This is a genomic window from Hoeflea prorocentri (assembly GCF_027944115.1).
Taxonomy (GTDB): Bacteria; Pseudomonadota; Alphaproteobacteria; order Rhizobiales; family Rhizobiaceae; genus Hoeflea_A; species Hoeflea_A prorocentri.
Genome location: NZ_JAPJZI010000001.1, coordinates 2,816,002 through 2,839,013 on the forward strand (window position 1 = coordinate 2,816,002; position 23,012 = coordinate 2,839,013).

Here is a 23,012-nt window from a genome sequence, read left to right on the forward strand (position 1 = left end):
TAATTTAACATTATTGTTATTTAACTAATGAGGCAAATAATGAACGTGCAAACCATATTTTCCGCCTTGTCCGACCCGACCCGGTTTGCGATCGTCGAACACCTTCTTGAGAAAGGCGATCAGACAGCCGGCACGCTGGCGGAGCCGTTCGATATTTCCAAACCTGCCATCTCGCGGCATCTGAAGGTGCTTGAAGAGGCAGGCATTATTGAGAGGCGCGTCGATCGGCAATTCCGCTCGTTCCGCGTTCGCCCCCAGAGCCTGCGCAGTGTCGACGACTGGGTCGGACGTTACCGCAGATTCTGGGAAACATCCTTCGATCGCCTGGAAAAGGTGCTGCTAGACAATCAAGACGAAGAGGAAAGCAACGATGACAACCGTGATTGACGATCAGGTCCTGGTAATCGAACGCACAATCGCCGCTCCGCCGGAAAAGGTCTTCGATGCTTGGGTGAACCCGGAGTTGCTGGTGCAATGGTGGGGACCGGAAGGCATGTCCATCCCTCAGCACATGCTGGACGTGCGTGAAGGCGGCGCATGGGAAACGACGATGCGCAATGCCGAGGGCGGCGAGCATTTCGTTTCCGGGGTTTACAAGACCATCGATCGTCCGAACCGTCTCGTTTTCACCTGGGCCTGGCGCCAGCCGGACGGAACACGCGGCGAGGAAACGGAGATATCCGTCACCTTCGAGGCGATTGATGGCGGCACCAAAATGACGCTGGACCAGCGCAGCTTTGCCGACGCCTCTACCCGCGACAACCACGGCATGGGCTGGCAGTCGAGCTTCAACTGCCTGGAAAAGCTTTTTGCGTAGGGAGACCGTCATGCAGGATCACACAATTGTCGACCGCGACGAATGGCTGAAGGCCCGCATTGCCCTTCTCGAGCGCGAAAAGGCATTTACCCGCGAACGGGATGCACTCAGCACAGAACGCCGGAACCTGCCATGGGTGGAAGTGACAAAGCCCTATGACTTTATCACCGGGAACGGACCGAAGGCGCTCTCGGAACTGTTCGGGGACCGTCGCCAATTGGTGATCTACCACTTCATGTACGGCCCGGACTGGCAGGCGGGATGCAAAAGCTGTTCGTTCTGGGCGGACAATTTCGACCGCAACATCATTCATCTGGCCGCTCGCGACGTCACGCTCGTTGCCGTATCGCGCGCACCGCTGGAGACACTCAACGCCTTCAAGCAGCGCATGGGCTGGAGTTTCGACTGGGTCTCGTCGCTCGGAAGCGATTTCAACTATGATTTCGATGTGTCGTTCAGCGAAGATGCCCGGGCGAATGATGCGATCCGCTACAATTATCGCCCGAGCCAGTTTCCGGCCGATGAGGCCCCGGGCATCAGCGTTTTCTACAAGGATGACGACGGGCGGGTGTTTCACACCTATTCGACATACGGGCGCGGGCTGGACATGCTCAATGCCGCCTATCATTACCTTGATCTTGTGCCGAAGGGCCGCAACGAGGAGGAACTGCCCTACCCTATGGACTGGGTGCGGCTGCGGGATGAATACGGCAAGGGCTGATTAGGTCGGTTCCGTGCGTTTGAAATCGGGCCGCGCCAGCGGCCCTTTTTCTTATGCAGCCTGACCTGCCGGAGCCTTGATCGGCAAGGAAACACGGATTGCCGAGCGTTCTTGTGAGCGCGGCAACACGTCAACCGTGCCTCCATGGGCAACCGCGATCTGGCGCACCAGCGGCAGGCCGAGACCATAGCCGTTGACATTCTGCCGGTCCGCGCCGCGGTAGAAGGGCTGGAAGACCTTTTCGCGATCATCCTCGGCGATACCCAACCCATTGTCGCGCACCGTCAAAAACACGAGGTTGTCGTGCGAACCGATCTCGACAGAAACCGGCGGTGCGCCGTGCTTGTGCGCATTTTCCAGAAGGTTGGCGAGCAGGCGGTGCAGCAGGCGTTGATCGCCCCGTATTTCGGGCGCAGACCCGGACAGGTCGCAGTTTTCGTAGCGCGCGCATTCCTCTGCTGCGAGCGCCACCAGGTCGACTGTCTGGGTCAAATTGATATTCGCACCCGCATCAAGACGGCTCATGAGCAGGATCTCGTCGATCAGACTGTCGAGCTCGGCAATATCACGCTGCAGGGCTGCCCGGCGCTTGGGGTCCTGTTCGCCTTTCGACATTTCCAGCCCGAGGCGAATGCGCGAAAGCGGCGTGCGCAGTTCGTGCGAGGCATTGGCCAAAAGCAGCCTGTGTGCATTGACCAGCTTCTCGATCTTTTCCGCCGCCTCATTAAAGCTGGAGGCGAGTTTTGCGACCTCATCGCGGCCGCGAACATCGACACGGGCGCTCAGATCACCCTGGCCGATACGTTCGACACCGCGCTGCAGTTTTTCCAGCCGCCGTGTCAGGCGTCGTACCAGCGGAAAGGCCGCGATGCCTACGCAAAGCGCGACCATGACCAGCAGAGCCAAAAGACTGAGCAAAGGATTGAAATCATCTTCTTCCTGCCGGTCGGCTATCAGAATTCGTCCATCAGGCAGGGTTAAAGTGAGCGTCGGCCCGTGCGGCGAACGCCTCCAGCCGCGGTTCTCCCGGCTACCCTCCGACAGCTCACGCGGCTCCCCGTAGGCGGCAATAAAGCGACCGTCAGCATCAAACAGGCTCACATCGAACTTGAACCCTTTGCCCAACGTCTCAAGGGCCTGGCGTTGCTGCTCTGTCGGCGCATCGGCAGGCGGCAGGCTCATAGCGACCAGTTCGCTGGCAACGTCGAGGAACTTCTGCTCATCCCGATCGCCGTCAAAGACCTTCCACAGGACGGCCGACAGGATCACCATCAGCACCAAACTGGCAATCAGCGTCAGATAGATTTGCAGATAGAGTCGTCGGATCAGCATCGCGCCCTATCCTTTCCGTGCGCCGCCATCAGTCCTGCGAACGAGCGAAAACATAGCCCGCGCCCCTGACGGTGATCAGCCGCCGCGGGTGGTTCTGATCTTCTTCGATTTCGGCCCTGATGCGCGAAACGTGCACATCGATGGACCGGTCGAAGGCGCTCAAATCCTCACCCTTCAGGGCGTTCATGATGTAATCGCGACTAAGCACTCGCCCTGCGCTTTGGGCCATAATATGCAGCAGCTTGAATTGATGCGGGGTCAAGGTGCAGACCTTGCCGTCGACCCGCGCTTCCATGGCTTGCGGATCGATCTCCAGCTTGCCGAACCGCAGGGCGCCATTTTCCTCCTCACCCCGGCCGCGCCGTAAAATTGCCCGCAGACGGGCGAGTAATTCGCGCGGTTCGAAGGGTTTGGGAAGGTAATCGTCGGCTCCCAGTTCGAGACCGACGATCCGGTCCATCGGTTCGCCTTTTGCGGTCAGCATGAGAATGGGCACCTTGTCCTTGGCGCGCAGCGCGCGGCACACTTCAAGCCCGTCCATATCAGGCAGCATTAGGTCGAGGAGGACGGCGTCGAAACCACGCTGACGCTGAAGCTCCAGACCGTCCGCGCCGCAGCCGGCTATGGTGACGTCAAAATCGGACTCGCCGAGATAGTCCCTGACCATCTCGGCAAGCCGGCTGTCGTCTTCGATAAGAAGGATTTGCTGTGTCATGCCTTCTGCTTCTTACGGCCCGCTCAGTGACGCCACCAGCCGCCACGCTTGGAGCGGAAATTCTCCACATGATCGCGCAGTGTCTCACGCTGTTCCGGGGTCAACACCATGGCGACCTCGGTTATGACATTGACCCACTCTTTGCTGATCTCGTCGGCTTCCGCAAGTTTTTCGGCCCGCAGTTCTTCGATTGCCTGCGGATCAACGTCATCGGCTGTCAAAAGCGAGCCAAATTCCCAGCCGGTTCCGCGCATTTCGGTGCGGACCGTTTTCATATTAATGGCGGCGGGTGTGACAAGAGCAACGATCTTGTCCTGCTGTTCCTGGGTTGCGTCGATCTCGATTGCGAGATGCTTGACCGCACGGGTGATTTTTTCCTCGATTTCGGCATTGGTCATATTGGCGAAACGCCCACGGCGATGGCCGCCCCAGGAAATCTCCTGCATGTCGCCACGGTCTGCCGTCATCAATTTGATATGCCCATAGGTCTTGGTCTGGGCGACGGCCTGGACACCGAAAATACCACCGGCTGCAACACCGGCGCCTACGATGACGGCGATCGCGATGCGGTTGGCTTTTTTGGTCCGTTTGTCGTTCGGGGCTTGCTGGTTGTCAGACATGGTTTTGCTCCTTGCTTTGTGGAGACCGACGGTCAGGTGAATGTCGGCTTCTCGTGATATGTGGGTTGCTACGATTTCGGGGGTGTTTCCCGAAGGTAAAGAAACGTAAATCTCGGCGAGCGCGTTACTGGCTTACGCGCAACCGGGCGCGCATGTCGGCGCGGCGATTGTCCTGCAATTTTTTGAATTCTTCCATCTGAACCGGTGAAAGGACGCCTGCGACATCCTTTTCAAATGCCGCCCGGTTCTTCTTTGCATCCGAACGCATGGCCATGAGTTTTCTGACCGGCGGACGCTCACCGGCCTTCAGATCGACGCCGTGGTTTTCAAGCATTGCGCGGGTTTCTTCACCGTAGCGCTGCATAATCGGCAAAAGCGCTTTGCGCTGGTCTTCGGTCAGGTCTAGCTCTTGTGCCATCATTACAATCCTCTCTTGGGAAAAACCTTCACTCCTGTTCAGCCGATCCTGTGCCGGAGCCGCTGTCGAATAGAGAAGAAGAAGGATGAGACAGTATCCGGCGAAGCAGATGAGGCGAATCTGGGTTAGGGACAGTCTGTGGTTCATGATCTTCACTCCCGTGAAAGCGGCCGAGAAAGGGCCGGAACATCCTTGAAATTGTTCACGGGAAGCAGATTAGGCGGCCTGCGTTTCGCCTGTTTTTCTTCTGCGTAAAGTTATGTAAAGCAGCCGGCCGCAACCGATGCTAGCCATGGGCCGCACGCGGCCGTATCAGCCGGCCGCTGCGGCGCTGCTCAAAAATATGCGCGAGCCAGCCCGCGGTCCGTCCGACAGCGAAGATCGCCAGCGCGACGCCCTCCGGTAACCGCAGCAGGCGTTCGAGCATTGCCAGGGCAAAATCGAGACTGGGGTGAACCCCCAGTTCCTCTGCGATGCGCTCAACCCGGCCTTGCCATTCCTGTGAAACCGGCAGGTGGGTCAGAATTTCTACCGCGCGCGGATCGCCATCGGGATAAAGCGGATGCGCGAAGCCTGGCGGCGGTTCTCCTTCCGGCATCAAAACCGATGCAGACCCGGCCCCGCCTTTTTCCACGCGGTCCATCCAGGCGTGGCAGCGCAAAGTCAGCCCGCCATGCCTTGTGCCCGACAGGGTCGCAAGGCCGGCCAGAAGAGACGCCGGAATGCTTGCACCGGCCGAGGCGGCAACACGCGCGGCATAGGCCGAGGCATTGAGTTCATGGTCGGCGCATAGAACCAGTGCTCGCCTGACAATATCGGCAACGCCCTTTTCCTGCGACCAGGCCAAGGCCAGCAGCTCATGGATCGCAACGTTGTTTGGTGTTTCCGCACCGGCCGCCGCCATTGCAGTCTTGCGCATCACAATGCCGGCTCGGGGCCGTCCGTCCCCTGCCCCGCCCGAAATGGTTTCAGACGCCATCATGTGCAGGATACGCTCGAAAGGCTGCTCGGGCAGATATTCAGGATGAGGCTGCGTGTCTGGCTCCGGCCTGCACCGCACGCCGGCAAGGAGAAACAGGACCTCTTCGAGCGTTTGTGTACGGGACAGTTCGATCGCGTCTTGGCCCTTGTAAAAAAACCGGCCATCGGCGATGCGGGTGATCCTCGAGGTCAGAACGGGTTCGCCCCAGTTGATTGTGGATTCAGCCACCGCGCGGCGCGACCGCCCCCGCCCCTTGCGCAACAACAGCGTCTCGATATCGCGCCTGTCATAGAGGCTGCGGCGGGCGTCCGCCGGGTGGGCAATGGTGCGCACAAGCCCCCGGCTGACATAGGCATAGAGCGTGTCGGGCGCGATAGCGAGCCGGTCACAGGCTTGCCGTGCGGTCACCGTGCAATAGTCGCTATCAGACAGATTTTTCATATTGATTATCTTGATCAAGATTGACCCGGTGTCAATTGAGGCCTGTATTTGGCTCCACCCAAATGAAGAGGTTTTTCATGACCCTGCCCTTGCTCAAAGAAATCCGCGCCGCGTTTCCTCAAACGGATTTGCAGGACATCACAACCAGCGCAGAAGGCGAGCTTCCGTCCTGCTTCGCCGTCAGCGATCTGTCCGTTGCCACAGTCGGAATGGCCGGTCTGAAACTGGCGCAGTTCGCGGCGGGCGATACTGCAGCGCCGGCGGTTACCGTCGACCGCCGCCTCGCCTCTTTCTGGTTCGATATGACCCTGAGACCGCAGGGCTGGACCATACCCTCACCGTGGGACCCGATTGCCGGCGACTACAGGGCAAAGGACGGTTGGATCCGTCTGCACACGAACGCGCCGCATCACCGGAATGCGGCTCTGCACATCCTCGGCACAGGCAGTGACCGCGAAGCTGTCGGACGGGCTGTCCAAAGCTGGACCGCCGGCGATCTTGAAGCGGCAGTCATTGAAGCCGGTGGATGCGCTGCCGAAATGCGAAGCCTTGAAGACTGGGGCGCGCATCCGCAGGGCAAGGCGATCGCAGACGAGCCTCTGATTATCTGGCAAAGCCGAAATGGTGAAAGAACAAACCGGCAGCCCATTCCTGCAGCGCGACCGCTTGACGGGTTACGTATCCTTGATCTGACACGCGTCCTTGCTGGGCCGGTCGCAAGCCGCTTCCTTGCCGCCTATGGTGCGGACGTGCTTCGGATCGATCCGCCAGAGTGGGATGAGCCCGGTGTTGTGCCCGAAGTCACCCTCGGCAAGCGGTGCGCGGAGCTCGATCTGAAATCGCGCGCGTGCCGGATGGTTTTTGAGGGGCTGCTCGGCGAGGCAGACGTGCTGCTGCACGGATACAGGCCCGGCGCACTCCCAAATCTCGGATATGACTCACGGACGCTAACGCGGATCAATCCGGCGCTTATCGATGTGAGCCTCAGCGCCTATGGATGGTCCGGCCCCTGGTCGGCGCGGCGCGGCTTTGACAGTCTTGTGCAAATGAGCTGCGGCATTGCCCATCATGGAATGACTGTCAGTGGCGCCGACAGGCCGATACCGCTCCCGGTCCAGGCGCTCGATCATGCGACCGGCTATCTTCTGGCCGCCGCGGTGCTTCAGGCGCTCGACACACGGGCGAGATCAGGAGAGATCTGTTCAGCCCGGCTGTCACTGGCGCGCGTTGCGCATCTGCTGAGCCGGACAAGGAGACCGGCCATCAGCGGCTCGATTGAACCCGAAACGCGCGATGATATCGATCCGCGAACCGAGGCCACACATTGGGGCGACGCGAAACGCATACGCTTCCCGCTCACCATAGAAGGCATCGATCATGACTGGGAGTATCCGGCCGGGGCGTTGCGATCGACAAAGCCTGGTTGGCGTTGAGCCAGCCTTAGTCTGCCACGGCGGTGTATAGTGGTGAGCCATCCCAGATCAACTTCCAGCGAGCGCCGGGGCGCACATTCTGCACAAGATGAGGATGAAAAGCGACGAGACAGGTTCCGCCCGCCCGCCTGACGGACGGATAGATAATGCCGCGCGAGCCGGTCTTGCGTAAACCTTCGGCAAATGCCTGCCCCTCGGGATAGGCGGTTTCCGGCTCTTCGCCAAGGCAGGCAGGCGTGCCGCCCGATCCGCGCAGGTCATGAAAGTCGCCGACAAAGCCGGCAAGCAGGCTCTGATAGACCGTTTCTTCCTCAAAGACATTGATGGCGATAAGTTCACGGGTCTTGTGAAAAGCGACCTCTTCAATCGCTGTCAGATCCTCGAAGGCGCAATACCAGGCTCCACGGCTCGCATCGTTGAAACGGTTGCCGCTGCTTCTTGTATAGGCAAAGGCCGCATTGATGTAGGACTGGCCCCAGACATTGAACGCCAGTTCGCGCGGGTCGAGCCCCGGCAGGCCGGTGCTCTGTGCGCGCAGCCTGCGATTGGTCAATCCCTCGATCTCGGCAAGGATCGCCAGTTCCTCGTCGTCATCGACCAGAGGGGCGAGCACCGGCGGCTTGTAGTAGGCTGTGGGAACAAGGCGGACGGTCGCCTGCTGGCAGATCGTCGTCAGCGGCGGCGTCACGCGCCGCCCCGCAGGGCGTCCACATAGTTGCGTGTTTCCATGATGGCCGGAAGTCCGCCATCGATCATTGCCTCGACCGGCGCCTGACCGGCAAAGAGCGGACCGGTGTTGCGCAACCCGATCCAGCGGTCCGCCAGCGTATCGCCGAAATAGAGATGAAGGGCCTTGTAAAGACCGCTGATCGCACTGACGCGCAGAAGTTGGTCGCGGTTGAGCTTTCCGGTCCACTCCCCCGTCTTCATCCGTGCCCAGGTGCGCGGACTGACGGCGATCAATTCGGCGGCTCTTTTGTTGTTAAGCTTCCAAGCTCCGGCGATGCGGCTATAGGCCTTGGCCGCAACACTCGCGACCCGGTCGTCATCATAGGCCGACAGGCCCGCTCCGGGACCTGCAAATTCCTGCTGTACGGGTTGAAGTGCCATCATCCATTCCTTGCCATATGGCTTAATATACATTGCCTAATGGCAAATTTCAAGTGTAAGGCGTATGCCTTGCAACCAACGGAAGCCGGTTTTGCGTATGCAACAAATCGTGCGTGTCAGGATTGTGACCGGCATTGCGTCATCGGATGCCGGGCCTTTCATTTCATCTCAAAAGACCATGAATTTTCTTTCATTTTCATACAGTTATTGTGTCATCCACAATCAGGACACAACATCGTTCACAAAATGAATCAATGGGTGTTTTGAATGCCCGTCAAAACGACCGCGGCGTCTGGCGGCCCTATTCGCTCAAACTGATTGCCCCGTCGGCATCAATTTGTGCGGGCTGTCCTGAGATGAATCGCCCGTAATTTTCATCGGAAACGACCAGCACCGGCATGCAATGACCGTAAAGTTCACAGGCAACGATAGCGCCGACTGCAATATTCACATCACGGCGGTATAGAATGATCGCGCCGGGGCCGGTGTTGAGGCGGATGCTTTCAGCAACGCCCGCCGGCGTTCCGGCCGAGCCCCTGCTTGCGGGCATGACGACGATCTTTCCGGTTACGGACACTCCGGCCTCCGGGTGATGTTTGTCGAGTATCTTGCCGGTGACGGGATCGAAGCCGCCCCAAAAGCTCAACGGCTCGCTCAGGACAAGCACTTCGCCCTGCGCCTTGCCCGCATGGAGCACGCGCGCCTCGATCCTGCGTGTTGTTATGTCCGCCTCGCCCATTACCCGTCCCAAAACATGTCGGCCACCGATTGCCCCGCCCGTACAACCTGCCCCGCTACGGCGGAGCGGACGCAGTCCGCCAGACTGCCAAACGCCACCTCAACGGGAAGCATGCCGGGCGCATAATAGGCCCATTTGGCCGAATTGGTCATAACACGACCCTGACAGGCCTTCACGGCAGGCGAAAAATAGGTGCAGGTATCCACCAGAATTTCCACCCCGGCCGCGGCAAGCGGTTCCAAAAACCCCTTCTTTGAAGCGGCCTCCTCAACAAAACGGCTCGTGGACACATAGAACGTCACATCCGGGTGAACACGGTGCCCATCGATCAGTTTCGCCAACCGCTCGAATTCCGTGATCGAAAAGTGCGGGGTACCGACGGCCACCATGTTCAAGGGTCCATTGCCGGCGCTTGACAGCGACTGCCGCGCCTCGCGCACCATATCCGTCGTCACGGATATGATCTCTTCCGGCTTTCCTCCGTCAAACGCCAGATCGAAATCGGCGGCTTCCGGCGTGACACCCACAGCATGAAACATGCTCACTCCGCCCGAGGCCGCACCGGCGGCGCTGATCGCCTTGAGACTGTCCCCGGTCGTTTCGGGCGGCAGTCCCAAAATCACCGGAACGCGGGATCCGGCGCGCATTCCGAGCAGATATCCGAGCACATGGCAGAACATCTCTGTGCGGCGCAGCTCGTCCGGCAAGGCCGAGATATCGAAAGCAACCTGACCGCGCCTGCCCTCGTTCGTGTGCAGACCCGCAAATGGCACCCGGCCCACATAGGCGGCGCAGACATCGAGAAAATCGCCATATTTATTTGTGCGCGCGCCGACGACAGAGTTGTAATAGGCCACCGCGTTGGATTCAGAACCTATGATCTGATCACCAAGGCCGGGTCCGCCGGGTATCTGGTAGGGTGCACAAGTCCAAACCGGTCTGCAACCAAGATCGCGGTAGAGTTCGGCAACGCGGCTTGCCTCATCGTTGAAACGCGGATCGGCGTGTGCGCGACTGTCGGTTTTTCGAAGGCTGACGGGGATCGTGTTGGTCCAGACAGGGATCTGGAAACAGGCCCCGGCTTCGGCGAAACGGCGCACAAAATCCAGATGCGCGGTCCCGTAATAGTGGCATGCGTCCACATGGGCAAAGGCTGCATCGATGAGATGAGGTGCACCGAGGATTTCGGCAGCCTTGACGACAACCTGCATGGCAAAGCGTCCGATCTCACCGTTTTCACCGGCAAGAAACGCCCTGTCACTGTCGTCAAGACTCAAGCCCATCGGCTCCCTCCGGTCTTCACCGAAGCACAGACTAGCGAAAAGCCGGAAAATTCCAAATGGCACAAAGACGGGTCCGGTCAGACAGTGACGACTTTACGGCACCTATTGGTCATCAGCGTCGTAACGCCGGAGAGCATGGTCTTCAGATAATCAAGGTTCTGGAAGCGGCCATTGACCGAAATCCGCGGCAGAGCATGCATGTGGCTCACATGCTGATCATGAATCACGCCGTGCCGGGTTGTCAGCGCGGAAAGGAAGCCGGCTTCCTTGGCAAGCTTCGCTTCGCGCTTGCCGGCGGCACTCCTGAAGCCATAGGGGTAGGCCAGATGCCGGGGCCGTTCGCCCAATATTTCTTCCAGCAGGTCCGCCGATTGGGTCATTTCCCAGCGAGCCTCGTCCTCGGAAAGACGCTTCAGATTGTAGTGGTGAACGGTGTGGGCTCCGATCGTGCACAGCGGATTGGCTGCGATGGTGCGGATGTCATCCCAATCCATCAGCAGATCGCGGCGAAAGCGCTCATAGTCGAAACCGGCGCTCTCTGCGAGGCTGCGCACGGCAGCAACCTGATCCTGTTCGGCGATTTCCTCAGACAACAGCGTGCAGATCTCGGTAAATGCCTGCACCCTGGCGTCGTCAGACGAACAGTCGAAAGAGACGACCCCGTCCGGCGTTGTCATCTCCAACTTGTGGCCGGTGCACGCGGCGACCGAGGCCTCGACCAACTCCCACCAGGGCTCTACGGCGCCGCCGGTCAGACCAGGTGCAATGTAGATGACGAATGGTGTCTGGTGTTTTTCGAAGACCGGAAGCGCCTCCAGCAGGTTGTCCTTAAATCCGTCATCCAGCGTGATAACGGCAAATCGATCGCTGTCGGCTTCATAGTTCATCCGCTCGATGCCTTCATCGATGGAGACGAATTCGAAGCCGTCCGCCTTCATGTCGGCGATCAACCGGTCGAGGAATTCCGGATCGACGGCGAGATTGTCGTTAAAACCGAATTTTGTGCCGGGTTCGCTTGTCACCCTATGGAGCATCAAAATGGCTCCACGTCCGCCGAGGAAGGGTTTGAAGAGCTGCGGCAGGCGACTGAGGCTGAGGCCTTTGAAGACCAGCTTTCTCAATTTTTCCTTGCCGTCGATCATTGCTCGCTCCCAGGCATGGTTTGAACCATCAACGGCGGCTTGTGCAGATAATCGGCGACGCGCCGCTTGGCGGCGATATCGCGCCAGACCTGCTCGACCTGATCGGCAGACAGGCCGACCGCTGCCGCGACCTCTTCCTTTGCAACGCCGTTGTTCAGACCGAAGAGGCACAGGTCCATCTTGGCGTAAGGCAATGCGAAATAGAACTCTTCCTGCGATTGCGGAAGCGACCAGGTGTCCGTCGTTGGCGGGCGCTCGCGGATTGTCTCCGGGATCGCGAGATATTCGGCAAGCTGATAGACCTGACTTTTATAAAGATGGGCGATCGGCTTGAAATCCGCCGCGCCATCGCCGTTCTTGACAAAAAAGCCCTGATCAAGCTCCAAGAGGTTCGGCGTTCCGGCGACCGCATAATTCAGCCGGTCGGCATGGTAATATTCAAGCTGCTTGCGGGTCCGTTGCTTCATATTCGCGGCGGCGACCACGCCCTGATAGACATCTAGGGGCATACGCAGCTTCTGCTGCTCACCGTCCGGCGACTGGACCACCAATGAGGACAGGTTGATGCCTTTGCTTTCCAGGGCATTCGCCAGCACGATCTTGCAACCCCAGCCGGGACCGAATTCGGGCACGAGACGACGGATGAACTCATCGCGGCGGCGATAACAGCCGGCGGCCGTCAGGCTCGGTTCGATGTCCTCAACGACACTCTCAATGCCGAGTTCTTCGGCAACGAGGCGGCCAAGCGTCAGGCTTTCGTCGTCGGAATCCTTTTCCGGCATCAGAATGGCGACAACCTTTTTGGAGCCGAGCGCTCTGACGCAAAGGGCGGCCGTCACCGAACTGTCGATCCCTCCCGAAAGGCCGACAACGGCGCCGCGCCGGCGTAACCGGCGCAGAACCTGCTCACGAATGGCTTCCGCAATGCGGTCGGTTTCGGCGGCCGCGTCCAGTTCGAGGCTCGCCGCGGAGAGTTCAGCGCCCGCACATTGCTCACCGCTCTCCACTTTCAGCGTTTCCATGCTGGACGTCCCCATTTCTATTCCCCTGCCTCGAGCGTTTGCTGAAGAAGCCGGCGGCTGATCTTGCCCGACTCCGTCTTCGGCAACGCGTCCCTGAACTCAACCTGCTTAGGCACCATGAAGTCCTCCAGATGCCGCGAACAGTGGCGAATGACATCCTTTTCGGACGGGTTGGCTCCAGGCGCGGCCACCACAATCGCCTTCAGCGCACTTCCAAGCACCGTATCGGACACGCCAAGCACCGCCGCTTCGCTGATTTCTGTCATGGCGTAGAGAACGTTTTCCACTTCCTTGGGACTGACCTTCTCGCCACGCGTCTTGATGATGTCGTCCTTGCGGGAGACGAAATAGAGAAAACCGTCCTCGTCCGCATGAAAGAGGTCACCGGTATGCAGCACCTTTTCCCACTCAAAGCGTCCGGGGCGCAGAGCCTTGGCCGTGGCTTCCGGATCCTGCCAGTAGCCCTTCATGACATGCGGGCCGCGAATGACCAGTTCACCCACCTTTCCGGCGGGAAGCATCGCACCGTCATCATCGACGATAAAAGCCTCGGTTCCGGGAATGGCAATGCCGACCGAGCCGGTCCGCTGGTCGAGTTCCTCGGGCGGCAGCCAGGTGCATCGCTTGCATTCGGTCAGGCCGTACATGGAATAGATCCGCACATCGGGAAATAGCGTGCGAAGCTGTTCAATCACGGCTGGCGCGAGCGCGGCACCCGTGCTTGAGATGTAGCGCAGATGCGGGAACATGCCCGGCTTCAGGCTTTTCATCCGCAGGATCAGCGCTGCCATGGTCGGCACGATCGGAAAACCGGTCACCTTTTCCTCGTTCAACCGGTTGAGGATTACCTGCGGGAAGGCGAATGATTTTTCCAGTATCAGCGTCGCACCGGTCCTGAAGGCCATCAGCAATTGATAGAGACCGTAATCAAACGAGATCGGCAAGACATTGAGGATAATGTCGTCGCTGGTGTTTTCCAGATAGGTCGTGATCGCGCGGGCAGCCGCATCGACGTTTTGATGGGTCATCATCACACCCTTCGGAAAGCCGGTCGATCCGGATGTGTAGACCAGCATTGCGAGATCGGTTTCGATGCCTGCAAAGGGCAGTTCGATGCCAGAGTCGTCCGCCAGGATGTCTTCAAAACCGAAATAGCCTTCCGGAGAGGCCTCCTCAAAGCCGGCGGCGATCCTGACGGCCAGTGCAGGGGCCTGATTGGCCGCCTCGTCCACAACGCGGATGAGCCGGCCTTGCGTGATGATGGCCGTCGCGCCGGAATTGTTCAGGATATAGGCCAGCTTGTCGGCCTTGGTGGACGGGTTGATCGGCGAGAGAACCGCACCTGCCTTCAACACGGCAAAGACCGAGACAACAGCTTCCCAGCAATTGTCCATGAAAACGAGGACGCGGTCGTGCCGCTCCACCCCGGCATGCAGCATTTCCGCGGCAAGCCGGTCCGAGGCACGATCGATCTCGCCATAGGTCAGCCGCACGGGTCCGGCTACAAGAGCCTCTTTTTGCCCGTAGCGCTCGGCACTCGATCTTAGATATTGCTCAACACGCATCATCGCGTTTTCATTCCGTTTTGCGGATTATGTTATCCGCCGTTTTTCGCCAGTTTGGCGTTTGCATATCGGGAAATTTTGGAGATGGAATCAAAATTGTCCGGTACGATTTCATCATCCTGGATATCAATGCCGATATCCGTTTCCAGAAAAGCGACCAGTTCCAGAACTCCGGTGGAGTCCATAAGGCCGTTTTCCAGTAATGAATCTGTATCCGATACGCTGTCCATATCTTCCCGAAACAGGAAGTTATCTACGACAAATTCGCGAATTGCGGATGTGACATCGCTTTGCATGGTTAATGCTCCTGTTGCTGTGCAACGGCATGAGGCAGGCCGTGTTTGACCTCCGATTGACCGCCGTCGACAAACTCTTTGTGCCAAAGCTGTGTTGAGACGATGCCCACCAGGGCCATGTTGTCGCGCGTGCCGACACTTGGACGCTTGCGGCATTTGGCAAGCAACTTGCCAACCGCGCCGGCATCGAAATAACCGTTTTTCTCAATCGCCTCCGGACCCAATTGCTCGTCCACATAGGCCGGCGCACACGGGCCGGCGAAGGACTGGCTTTCCGGTGCCCGATAGGGCTGTTTCGGCCGGTCCGCGATGGATTTTGGCAGAAGGTCCTGCACCGCCTCGCGCAGTATATGTTTCTCACGCAGTGCACGGATCTTCATCTTCGGCGGAATGTTGGCCGCAAATTCGACCAGCCGGTGATCGAGGAACGGATAGCGCCCCTCGACCGAATGCGCCATCGACATCCGGTCTCCCTGCGATGACAGGATGTAGCCCGGCAGCAGGTAGGACGATTCAAGATATTGTGCCTGGGAAAGCGGATGCCAGCGCGTAAAGTCGGCAGGCAGGCTGTCGCGCAGTGCCGCCAGCGCATCATAATCGCCTATCCGCTCCCGGATATCGCGTGACAAAAAGAGCTTGGTTCCGGCCGTCGTGCGAAAGCGCGGAAGGTGCGAATAGAGCGGATCGTCAAGGCTCGCCCCTCCAGCGCTGAAAAAGGCCGCCAGCGAGGATTGCGACTGGTTCTGCAATTTCGGCAGGTAGGGGTAAAGCCGGCGGTAAAGCAGCGTACGGAAACGCGAGTCCGGCTGCGCGGCGCAGAAACGGCGCAGCTTGGCCTCCTTGAATATGTCATAACCGGCAAAGACTTCGTCAGCCCCCTCGCCGGTCAGCACCACCTTGAAACCTGCCCGGTTGACCAGCCCCGATAGGGCAAAGAGCGGCGCGGGCCCGGTGCGCAGCAACGGGGTTTCGGTATGGGCGATAACGGCAGGAAAATCCCGGCCGATATCGGCAAGGCTGCTTGTCAGCTCTTCGTGTTGCGTTCCAAGCGCGCGCACCATTTCCTGTTGCTCGTCACGCTCGTCGAACTCATCGCTTTCGAAGGTGACGGAAAAGGTACGCAGCGTGTCGGGCGTGATCTGCTTGACCGCTGCCGTGATGATCGAGGAATCGAGACCGCCGCTCAGGTATGCGCCGACCGGCACATCGGAGCGCAGGCGGATTTTCGACGCATCAAAGAGCAGCGCCCGCAACTCCTCGGCCATATCGGCCTCGGTGCGGCCATTGAACGGCCCGTCGCCCTCGGCATCCGGGAAATTGAGCTGCCAATACGGTCTGACCAACTGCCCGGAAGGTGTTGCGGTCAACACATGGCCGGGCGGCAGTTCCAACACATTCTTGAAGGCCGTGCGTGGCGAAAGCGGAAACCACAGTGTGAAAATCTCATCGAGGGCATAGGGATCAAGCTCGGCCTGAATACCGGGCACCGTCAGCAGCGATTTGACCTCGGAGGCAAAGAAGAGACAGCCATTGTGTTCGGTGTAAAAAAGCGGTCGCACACCCATCCGGTCACGGGCGAGCATGAGACGATTGCGACGGCTATCCCAGATCGCAAAGCTGAAATCGCCGTTCAGGTCTTCAACGCAGTCAAGCCCCTTTTCGTCATAAAGGTGCAGGATGACTTCCGTATCCGATTTGGTGCGGAAGCGGCGGCCACGCTCTTCAAGCTCCTGCCGCAATTCAATATGATTGAATATCTCGCCGTTGAAGATCAGCCAGACCGTGCCGTCCGGGTTTGACATGGGCTGGCTGCCGCCGGAAATATCGATGATACTCAGCCGCGCATGGGCGAACCCGAAACCGGGCCTTGCAACAACCGCACATTCGTCCGGGCCGCGGTGCGCGACCGCCGAAATCATGTCATTGAGCAGCGCCTCGGTGGGTACAGGCGCATCCGGGGTACCGAAATACCCGGCTATGCCACACATATACGCCTCCAAACTCTGCACAACGCAATACAACCCGCCGATCGAACAAACGAACGGCACGACGGCAAAACCAGTAAAAAATAATGGCACAAAAAGGTTGCCAATCTGTTCATCCGGATCGCAGCATTTATGTGAAGCGGTTACCGATCAGGCGAATCCAGGATTCAGCGGCAAGGCCGGTAATCAGCGCATCGCCCGCATTGACGGTGTCCAACAGCTCAGATCGCCTGGTATGGACAACCATCGATGCATTACAGACAAAAAACGCCTTACGCCGCATCAATGGGGCAATCGTTTCTGGCTGAACCCGCCCCCGGATGGCGGCAGCGCCGCCCGCACGCGCGTCTTCCAGCAGGCTTTCGACAACAGCCGCATGGGCTTTCGGATGGGCCAGCACCTGAAGGACCCATGCGATACCGCCTGAACGCAGGTAATAGACGTAACAACCAAGCACCTTACCGCTCGGCGAGAGCACAATATGGCTCCGCATGTCTCCATAGCGCGACTTCTCCTGCGCCTGCGAGAGCATCCATGCGAGCGCCTCATCATCCCATTCGGGACGCAATGCATAATTCTGCGCCAGTTCCTTGATCAAGCTGGCAAGCTCGCCGCGGCCGGCTTGCGCCCTCTTGCTGCGCAGAGGCTTTACATCCCCGGCTTCCGACGACCTGCCGGTCAAATGCTTTACCGACAGATCGGCGACCGCCGCGACCGGCCCCAGCAGGCGCGCGGCGGCGATCCGGTCCGAAGCCATGGCCGTCGCAAAAGCGGCAGGCCGGAAAACCCGAACCCATTGAAGGCTGTACTGGGCGACCGCGCTGTCTCCCATGCGCTCCCACATGCCCATGGACACATCGTTGGCGGTCTCGCTGATCGTAATATCCTGCGGACCGGAGCGGACCGAACGCAGAAGCCGCGCGCCCGCAAGCGGGTTTTGCGCAGGATTTTCGACCATCAGGGAGCCGGCAATGGCGGCACGCAGCGGTTCACCGCGAAAGGTCATCGGTGACGGCAAAACGCCGATAAAGCCGCCGATTGTGCCGGCTGCATCGATATAGACCCGCGACGGCAGTTCCGGATCAAAACGCGGATGATCCAGAAACGTTTCCTGAAGACACCGCTCCAGCGTGGCAGGCGCAGGCTTCTTCGAACCCAGCATGATCTTCTGGAACATGGCCGCGACGGCCGGAATATCGGCTGGGTCAAACGGGCGGACACCCGCATCCGGCCCGGGTTGTCCTTCGGGCGTGCTCATAGCGGTCAATCCATCCCCTCAAAGCGGCGCTGCAATCCGGCGCCAAGACCAGGCTACATAATGCCGCACCGGCCTTAAATTGGTGTTAAACGCCGATCAGGCGCGCCGAGGAGCGGTTCACAGAATGAACGGGCGCGCTACCTGAAGCGGTGGCTAGGGACACCCCGAACCCCGGGCTGTAAAGCAAACAAGCCCCCTTCCTGAGGGTTTTCAGCAAGGTGCTCCGCCTCCATCGTAAAGCGTGCCGATGTCACGTAAAGTGTATCCAGATTGTCGCCGCCGAATGTACAGCTTGTCGGCCATGAACAGGGCAGATCAACAACCCTGTCTATGTTTCCGTCAGGATCGAATCTGAGCAGGCAGGCGCCACCGACAACCCTGCAATTCCAGATAAAGCCTTCCGCGTCCATGCACGATCCGTCCGGCAAGCCACGCTCAAAGCCTGCAAGAATCGTCTTCCGGTGGGACAACAGTCCGGTGCGGTCTATCCGGTAGCTATAGATCTCATTGGCAATCGTGTCAGCAGTCACGAGCCTGTTGTCCGCGGTCCAGATCAGCGTGTTGGTTATGCCCATCCGGTCGTTGCTCAAGGCGACCACCTGCCCGTCCGATGTGCAACGATAGAGACGCCCGGTATCGGCCGTCAGGTCCATCGGCGCGCCGTCGGGGGCAATGTTGTTTTGCATCGTGCCGACCCAGAACGCGCCGTCCGGACCGACAACACCCTCGTTCAAGCGGTTTCCCGGCATATCGGGTTCGATCTGCACCAACGGCTCGAACCGGTCGTCATGGTCCCACAGGCAGATGGATTTGGTCAGACCGACGACGGCGCCGCCATCCGCTCGCAAACCGATCGAGGTGACAAAATCCGGTGCTTGCCAGTCCTGTGTCTTGCCGGTTTCCGGATCGAGCGCATGGATTGTCTTGCCAACGATATCCACCCAAAGCAGCCGGCCGTCGCGATCGTCCCAGACGATGCTCTCGCCGACGATGTCCTGCGCCGGCACTACCAGTTCCACAACCACCGCCCTCTCCTTTCGCATCGATTTGACTCTGCGTAAAATTTATCCTAGCAATCATTTTATGTAAACCTGTCATACAGGTTTTGTCTTTTATGCTGATAACTACGGATCATAATGTCGACAAACCTTAAGAGAGAAGACACGTCCAACCCCAGCCTGGTCAGTGAAACGATCGGTGAGATCACCCGGCATATCCGCGCCCATGAGCTGGGACCCGGCGATAAACTCCCCAGTGAATCGACACTTGTACGGGAACTCAGCGTCTCACGGACAGTGGTGCGTGAAGCCTTCCGCTCGCTGGCCGCCATGCGGCTGATCAATCTTTCCGCCGGCAAGCGGGCGACCGTTGCCCATCTCGATCACGGCGCGATGTCGCTGATGATTGAGCATGGTGTCCTCACCGAGCAGATCAGCGTTCAGCAGATTTACGACGTGCGCCGGACGATCGAAATGCGCACGGTGACACTTGCGGCCCTGCGCCGGACGGACGCCGAGGCAAAGACGATCATCGGGCATGCACGGCAAATGGCAGAGTACAGCGATGATGCCGAACAGGTCATGGACCACGACCTTGCCTTCCATCTGGCCATCGCCAAAGCCTCACGCAATCCCATCTTCGCGATGATCGTCGGCGCGTTCCAGGGTGTTTCCCGGCAAAGCTGGCCCGTTGGCTGGCGCAACCGGACCGGCAAGGGTCAGCGTGAACGGATGATCCAGGTCCACAACGATATTGCCGATTCGATTGCTGCCGGCGATCCCGTGCGGGCGAGCGAACTCATGAGCGCGCATTTCGAAGACAGCGTCAAGGTTCTCCTTGACGCGGGATTGAATTGAGGCGGGACATGAAGATCACGCGCCTTGAAACAATCCGCATCGCTGAACGGCCCAACCTCCTTTGGATCGAGGTTCACACGGATGAGGGGCTGACCGGCCTCGGTGAGACCTTCTTCGGCGCCCAGGCGGTCGAGGCCTATATCCACGAAACGGTGGCGCCTATTGTAATCGGACGCGACCCAATGGAAATCGATCGCCTTTCGGCCGATCTCGTCGGCTATCTCGGTTATCGTTCGACCGGAGTGGAGGCGCGCGGCAATTCAGCCTTTGACATCGCGCTGTGGGATATTTTCGGCAAGTCGGCCGGACAGCCGATCGCGCAAATGCTCGGCGGTTTCACGCGGCGCGACATCCGCACCTACAACACATGCGCCGGAACCGATTATATCAAGTCCACCGGCGGCCAGAACACCAGCAACTACGCGCTTGAGGCAGACCCTGCGGGTCAATATGACGACCTTAACGCCTTCATGAACTCGGCGGACGAACTCGCCCAGTCGTTGCTCGATGAAGATATCACCGCCATGAAAATCTGGCCCTTCGATCTGGCGGCGGAAAAGACGCAAGGGCAGTACATTTCTTCGGCGGACCTGAAAGCCGGTCTTGAACCATTTGAGAAAATCCGCAAGGCCGTCGGCGACCGCATGGATATCATGGTCGAGTTCCATCTGATGTGGCAGTTGCTTCCGGCCATCGAGATTGCCCGTGCGCTGGAGCCCTTCGGCACATTCTGGCACGAAGACCCGATCAAGATGGACAGCCTGTCCAGCCTGAAGCGCTATGAGGCCGCCTCGCCCGCGCCCATCGCCGCATCCGAAACACTCGGCTCACGCTGGGCATTCCGCGATCTCATCGAAACCGGAGCGGCCGGTATTTTCAACCTCGACATAAGCTGGTGCGGCGGCCTGTCCGAGGCGCGAAAAATCGCTTCCATGGCGGAAACCTGGCATCTGCCGATCGCACCCCATGACTGCACCGGCCCGGTGGTGCTGTGCGCCTCAACGCATCTGTCGCTGAACGCGCCCAACGCCGTCGTGCAAGAGAGTGTGCGGGCATTTCACCGCACCTGGTACCGCGATCTCGTTACGGCCCTGCCACCCATCGAAAAAGGCAGGATTACTGTTCCGCCGGGGCCGGGTCTCGGTATGGAACTCAACCCCGACCTCGACCGCATCTTTACAACGAGCAGACGCAGTTCAGATGCGCAAAGCATCTGACAAACAAAATTCAAAAGGAGGAAACCCAAATGACCAAACTGACCAAATATGCCGCGGTTGCGGCCCTGCTGCTGAGCACGGCCGCACCTGTTCATGCCGACGGGCTGAACATTGTCTTTACCCATCACTCATCCGCCTCGAATACCTTCTGGCAGGCCGTCAAGAAAGGTTTTGACGATGCCTGCGAGAAGATCGACGCCAACTGCCAGATGATCTTCACGCAGACCGAAGGCTCGATTGAGCAGCAGGTTGCGAATATGCAAGCTGCCCTTGCCGCCAATCCCGACGCGCTGTTGACATCCATCGTCGATGACCGTGCGCTGGATGGTGTCATCCAGAAGGCCGTCGATGATGGCGTTACCGTTATCGGCGTCAATGTCGACGACAGCGAAGGCGCAGCAGGCAATGCCCGCGCAGCCTTTGTCGGTCAGGGCTTCCGGCCGGCCGGTTACTCGCTCGGCAAAGCCATGTCGGAACACTTCCCTGCGGAAGGACCGATCAAGGTTCTGGTCGGCATCTCGGCTCCCGGCCAAAACTGGTCCGAAGCGCGCGGTGGCGGCGTGATGGACTTTCTTGAGGACTACAAGAAAGCCAATCCGAACCGGGAGATTTCCTGGGAGCGTATCGATAGCGGCACCGACCTTGCCGTGACGGCAGACCGCGTTGGCGCCTATCTGAATGCCAATCCGGATACGACGGCCTATTTCGACACCGGCTTCTGGCATGCGGCTGTTGCGCGTGTCCTCAAGGATCGGGGCGTCAAGCCCGGCGAAGTCCTGCTCGGTGGCTTTGACCTCGTTCCGGAAGTCGTCCAGCAGATGCAGGCGGGCTACGTCCAGGTACAGGTCGACCAGCAGCCATACATGCAGGGCTTCATGCCCGTTATGGCCGTCTACCTCGCCGACAAAGTTGGTCTGACGCCGGCTGATATCGATACCGGCCAGGGCATTGTGCGGCCCGAGCAGGCCGACAGCATCATGGAACTTTCGGCAAAAGGTCTAAGGTAGCGGTGGCTTTAAACCTTACGAAAATCGGGGGCGACGTCAGCCGCCCCCTTTTTCCATCGGGAGGAAAACCGAGTTGAAACGTCTGCTCAAAATATCCCTGGAGAAACCTGAGCTTGCGGCACTCGTTCTGCTCGTCGTTCTCATCATTCTATTTCAGATCCGCTCGGATGGCGTCTTTTTGAGCGCCAACAATCTGCGTGGCATCTTTGGCATCCTGCCGGAAATCGGCCTGATGGTTATCGGCGTGACGATCCTGATGATCTGCGGCGAATTCGATCTCTCCGTCGGCTCGGTCTTTGCCTTGATGCCCATGGTGATGGCGGTGTTGCTGGTCGACGGCACGCCTTTCATCCTGGCGTTTTTAGCCGGAATGCTTGCGTGCGCGGCAATCGGCTTCGTCAACGGTTACCTGACCATCCGCTTTAACATTCCAAGCTTTATCACGACGCTCGGCATGCTATTTATCGCCCGCTCGCTGACCATCGTGATTTCCGGCGGCTTCCCGCCACTGCTTCCCAACGATCTGCCGAACTGGCTCTTTACCGTGTTTGTCGGCCCCGGCGACCTTTTCCGCATGTCCTTCCTCTGGTTCGTGGGTATCGCAATTCTGGCGTCGCTCACAATGAGCCGGACGAATTTCGGCAACTGGGTGCGCGCGACGGGCGGCTTTCTGCCGGCCGCAAAATCGATGGGCATACCCACCGCGCGCGTCAAAATCGCCTGTTTCATGCTGTGTTCGATGCTGGCGGGCTTTGCCGGCATGATCCAGGTGCTGCGCCTCGGCTCGCCGCTGCCGTCCATCGGCGAAGGCTGGGAACTGCAGGCCGTCGCCGCAGCCGTCATCGGCGGAACCGCCCTCACAGGCGGCATCGGGGCCGTAGCCGGCGGTGTAATCGGCGCGGTTTTGATCCGGGTGATCGACAACGGCCTGGTCCTCAGCCAGGTGGATGCCAACTGGTTCAAATTCGCCATCGGCTTCCTGACGATCTTTGCCGTCGTCGTGAACTCCTGGCTGCGCAAGCGCGCCAAGTCGATCAAGGTGGAGGCGTGAAT

General features: G+C 59.2%; 24 protein-coding genes. 8 read left to right on the plus strand and 16 right to left on the minus strand.

What is annotated here, in order from left to right; genetic code table 11:
- The first annotated feature begins 39 nt into the window (after positions 1-39).
- The 3 genes from OQ273_RS13205 to OQ273_RS13215 are packed head-to-tail and all read left to right on the plus strand — an operon-like array spanning position 40 to position 1,538.
- Positions 40-387, plus strand: a complete 348-nt coding sequence (locus OQ273_RS13205; RefSeq protein WP_267990964.1) for an ArsR/SmtB family transcription factor — start codon at positions 40-42, stop codon at positions 385-387.
- On the plus strand, positions 371-817 hold the full coding sequence (locus OQ273_RS13210) for an SRPBCC family protein (RefSeq protein WP_267990965.1): 447 nt from the start codon (positions 371-373) through the stop codon (positions 815-817). The genes OQ273_RS13205 and OQ273_RS13210 overlap by 17 nt, the downstream gene beginning before the upstream one ends.
- A gap of 10 nt (positions 818-827) precedes the next feature.
- Entirely contained in the window at positions 828-1,538 is a 711-nt protein-coding gene (locus OQ273_RS13215) for a DUF899 domain-containing protein (RefSeq protein ID WP_267990966.1), read from the plus strand.
- Positions 1,539-1,589: 51 nt separating this feature from the next.
- Here OQ273_RS13215 and OQ273_RS13220 read toward each other — a convergent pair whose 3' ends face one another.
- The 5 genes from OQ273_RS13220 to OQ273_RS13240 all read right to left on the minus strand — a co-directional run bounded on the left by OQ273_RS13220 (position 1,590) and on the right by OQ273_RS13240 (position 6,046).
- Complete coding sequence (locus OQ273_RS13220; RefSeq protein WP_267990967.1) at positions 1,590-2,870, minus strand: sensor histidine kinase; 1,281 nt, start codon at positions 2,868-2,870, stop codon at positions 1,590-1,592.
- A 28-nt stretch (positions 2,871-2,898) separates the two neighbouring features.
- A complete protein-coding gene (locus tag OQ273_RS13225) occupies positions 2,899-3,585 on the minus strand; it encodes a response regulator transcription factor (RefSeq protein ID WP_267990968.1) in 687 nt (228 codons plus the stop codon).
- Between the two features lie 23 nt (positions 3,586-3,608).
- Positions 3,609-4,205, minus strand: a complete 597-nt coding sequence (locus OQ273_RS13230; RefSeq protein ID WP_267990969.1) for a Spy/CpxP family protein refolding chaperone — start codon at positions 4,203-4,205, stop codon at positions 3,609-3,611.
- A gap of 124 nt (positions 4,206-4,329) precedes the next feature.
- A complete protein-coding gene (locus OQ273_RS13235) occupies positions 4,330-4,770 on the minus strand; it encodes a Spy/CpxP family protein refolding chaperone (protein ID WP_267990970.1) in 441 nt (146 codons plus the stop codon).
- Between the two features lie 139 nt (positions 4,771-4,909).
- On the minus strand, positions 4,910-6,046 hold the full coding sequence (locus OQ273_RS13240) for a citrate synthase (RefSeq protein ID WP_267990971.1): 1,137 nt from the start codon (positions 6,044-6,046) through the stop codon (positions 4,910-4,912).
- Between the two features lie 77 nt (positions 6,047-6,123).
- On the opposite strand from OQ273_RS13240, the gene OQ273_RS13245 reads away from it, so the two are divergent.
- The gene (locus tag OQ273_RS13245) at positions 6,124-7,479 is read left to right on the plus strand and encodes a CoA transferase (protein ID WP_267990972.1); all 1,356 of its coding nucleotides are present in this window, start codon (positions 6,124-6,126) and stop codon (positions 7,477-7,479) included.
- A gap of 7 nt (positions 7,480-7,486) precedes the next feature.
- On the opposite strand, the gene OQ273_RS13250 is transcribed toward OQ273_RS13245, so the two are convergent.
- The 11 genes from OQ273_RS13250 to OQ273_RS13300 form a co-directional block, all read right to left on the minus strand.
- A complete protein-coding gene (locus OQ273_RS13250) occupies positions 7,487-8,167 on the minus strand; it encodes an RES family NAD+ phosphorylase (protein WP_267990973.1) in 681 nt (226 codons plus the stop codon).
- Positions 8,164-8,589: an antitoxin Xre-like helix-turn-helix domain-containing protein gene (locus OQ273_RS13255; RefSeq protein ID WP_267990974.1), complete on the minus strand. Its 426-nt coding sequence runs from the start codon at positions 8,587-8,589 to the stop codon at positions 8,164-8,166. Before OQ273_RS13255 ends, OQ273_RS13250 begins: the two co-directional genes overlap by 4 nt.
- A gap of 301 nt (positions 8,590-8,890) precedes the next feature.
- On the minus strand, positions 8,891-9,328 hold the full coding sequence (locus tag OQ273_RS13260; RefSeq protein WP_267990975.1) for an aconitase X swivel domain-containing protein: 438 nt from the start codon (positions 9,326-9,328) through the stop codon (positions 8,891-8,893).
- Positions 9,328-10,611, minus strand: a complete 1,284-nt coding sequence (locus OQ273_RS13265) for an aconitase X catalytic domain-containing protein (protein WP_267990976.1) — start codon at positions 10,609-10,611, stop codon at positions 9,328-9,330. Before OQ273_RS13265 ends, OQ273_RS13260 begins: the two co-directional genes overlap by 1 nt.
- A 77-nt stretch (positions 10,612-10,688) precedes the next feature.
- Entirely contained in the window at positions 10,689-11,753 is a 1,065-nt protein-coding gene (locus OQ273_RS13270) for a polysaccharide deacetylase family protein (RefSeq protein WP_267990977.1), read from the minus strand.
- The gene (nadE, locus tag OQ273_RS13275) at positions 11,750-12,775 is read right to left on the minus strand and encodes an NAD(+) synthase (RefSeq protein ID WP_267990978.1); all 1,026 of its coding nucleotides are present in this window, start codon (positions 12,773-12,775) and stop codon (positions 11,750-11,752) included. The genes OQ273_RS13270 and nadE overlap by 4 nt, the downstream gene beginning before the upstream one ends.
- 17 nt (positions 12,776-12,792) lie before the next feature.
- On the minus strand, positions 12,793-14,340 hold the full coding sequence (locus tag OQ273_RS13280; RefSeq protein ID WP_267993098.1) for a class I adenylate-forming enzyme family protein: 1,548 nt from the start codon (positions 14,338-14,340) through the stop codon (positions 12,793-12,795).
- Between the two features lie 32 nt (positions 14,341-14,372).
- Complete coding sequence (locus OQ273_RS13285; protein WP_267990979.1) at positions 14,373-14,636, minus strand: acyl carrier protein; 264 nt, start codon at positions 14,634-14,636, stop codon at positions 14,373-14,375.
- A gap of 2 nt (positions 14,637-14,638) precedes the next feature.
- Positions 14,639-16,624 (minus strand): asparagine synthase (glutamine-hydrolyzing), encoded by a 1,986-nt coding sequence (gene asnB, locus OQ273_RS13290; protein WP_267990980.1) that lies wholly within the window; start codon positions 16,622-16,624, stop codon positions 14,639-14,641.
- Between the two features lie 127 nt (positions 16,625-16,751).
- Positions 16,752-17,879, minus strand: coding sequence for a hypothetical protein (locus OQ273_RS13295; protein ID WP_267990981.1), 1,128 nt, complete (start codon positions 17,877-17,879; stop codon positions 16,752-16,754).
- Positions 17,880-18,016: 137 nt separating this feature from the next.
- Positions 18,017-18,922: an SMP-30/gluconolactonase/LRE family protein gene (locus OQ273_RS13300; RefSeq protein ID WP_425493379.1), complete on the minus strand. Its 906-nt coding sequence runs from the start codon at positions 18,920-18,922 to the stop codon at positions 18,017-18,019.
- A gap of 93 nt (positions 18,923-19,015) precedes the next feature.
- Between OQ273_RS13300 and OQ273_RS13305 the strand changes: the two genes are divergently transcribed.
- The 4 genes from OQ273_RS13305 to OQ273_RS13320 all read left to right on the plus strand — a co-directional run bounded on the left by OQ273_RS13305 (position 19,016) and on the right by OQ273_RS13320 (position 23,010).
- A complete protein-coding gene (locus OQ273_RS13305; protein ID WP_267990982.1) occupies positions 19,016-19,735 on the plus strand; it encodes a FadR/GntR family transcriptional regulator in 720 nt (239 codons plus the stop codon).
- An 8-nt stretch (positions 19,736-19,743) separates the two neighbouring features.
- Positions 19,744-20,952, plus strand: coding sequence for a mandelate racemase/muconate lactonizing enzyme family protein (locus OQ273_RS13310; RefSeq protein WP_267990983.1), 1,209 nt, complete (start codon positions 19,744-19,746; stop codon positions 20,950-20,952).
- Positions 20,953-20,981: 29 nt separating this feature from the next.
- A complete protein-coding gene (locus tag OQ273_RS13315; protein ID WP_267990984.1) occupies positions 20,982-21,959 on the plus strand; it encodes a sugar ABC transporter substrate-binding protein in 978 nt (325 codons plus the stop codon).
- A gap of 73 nt (positions 21,960-22,032) precedes the next feature.
- Positions 22,033-23,010: an ABC transporter permease gene (locus OQ273_RS13320; protein WP_267990985.1), complete on the plus strand. Its 978-nt coding sequence runs from the start codon at positions 22,033-22,035 to the stop codon at positions 23,008-23,010.
- The last annotated feature ends 2 nt before the right edge of the window (positions 23,011-23,012 follow it).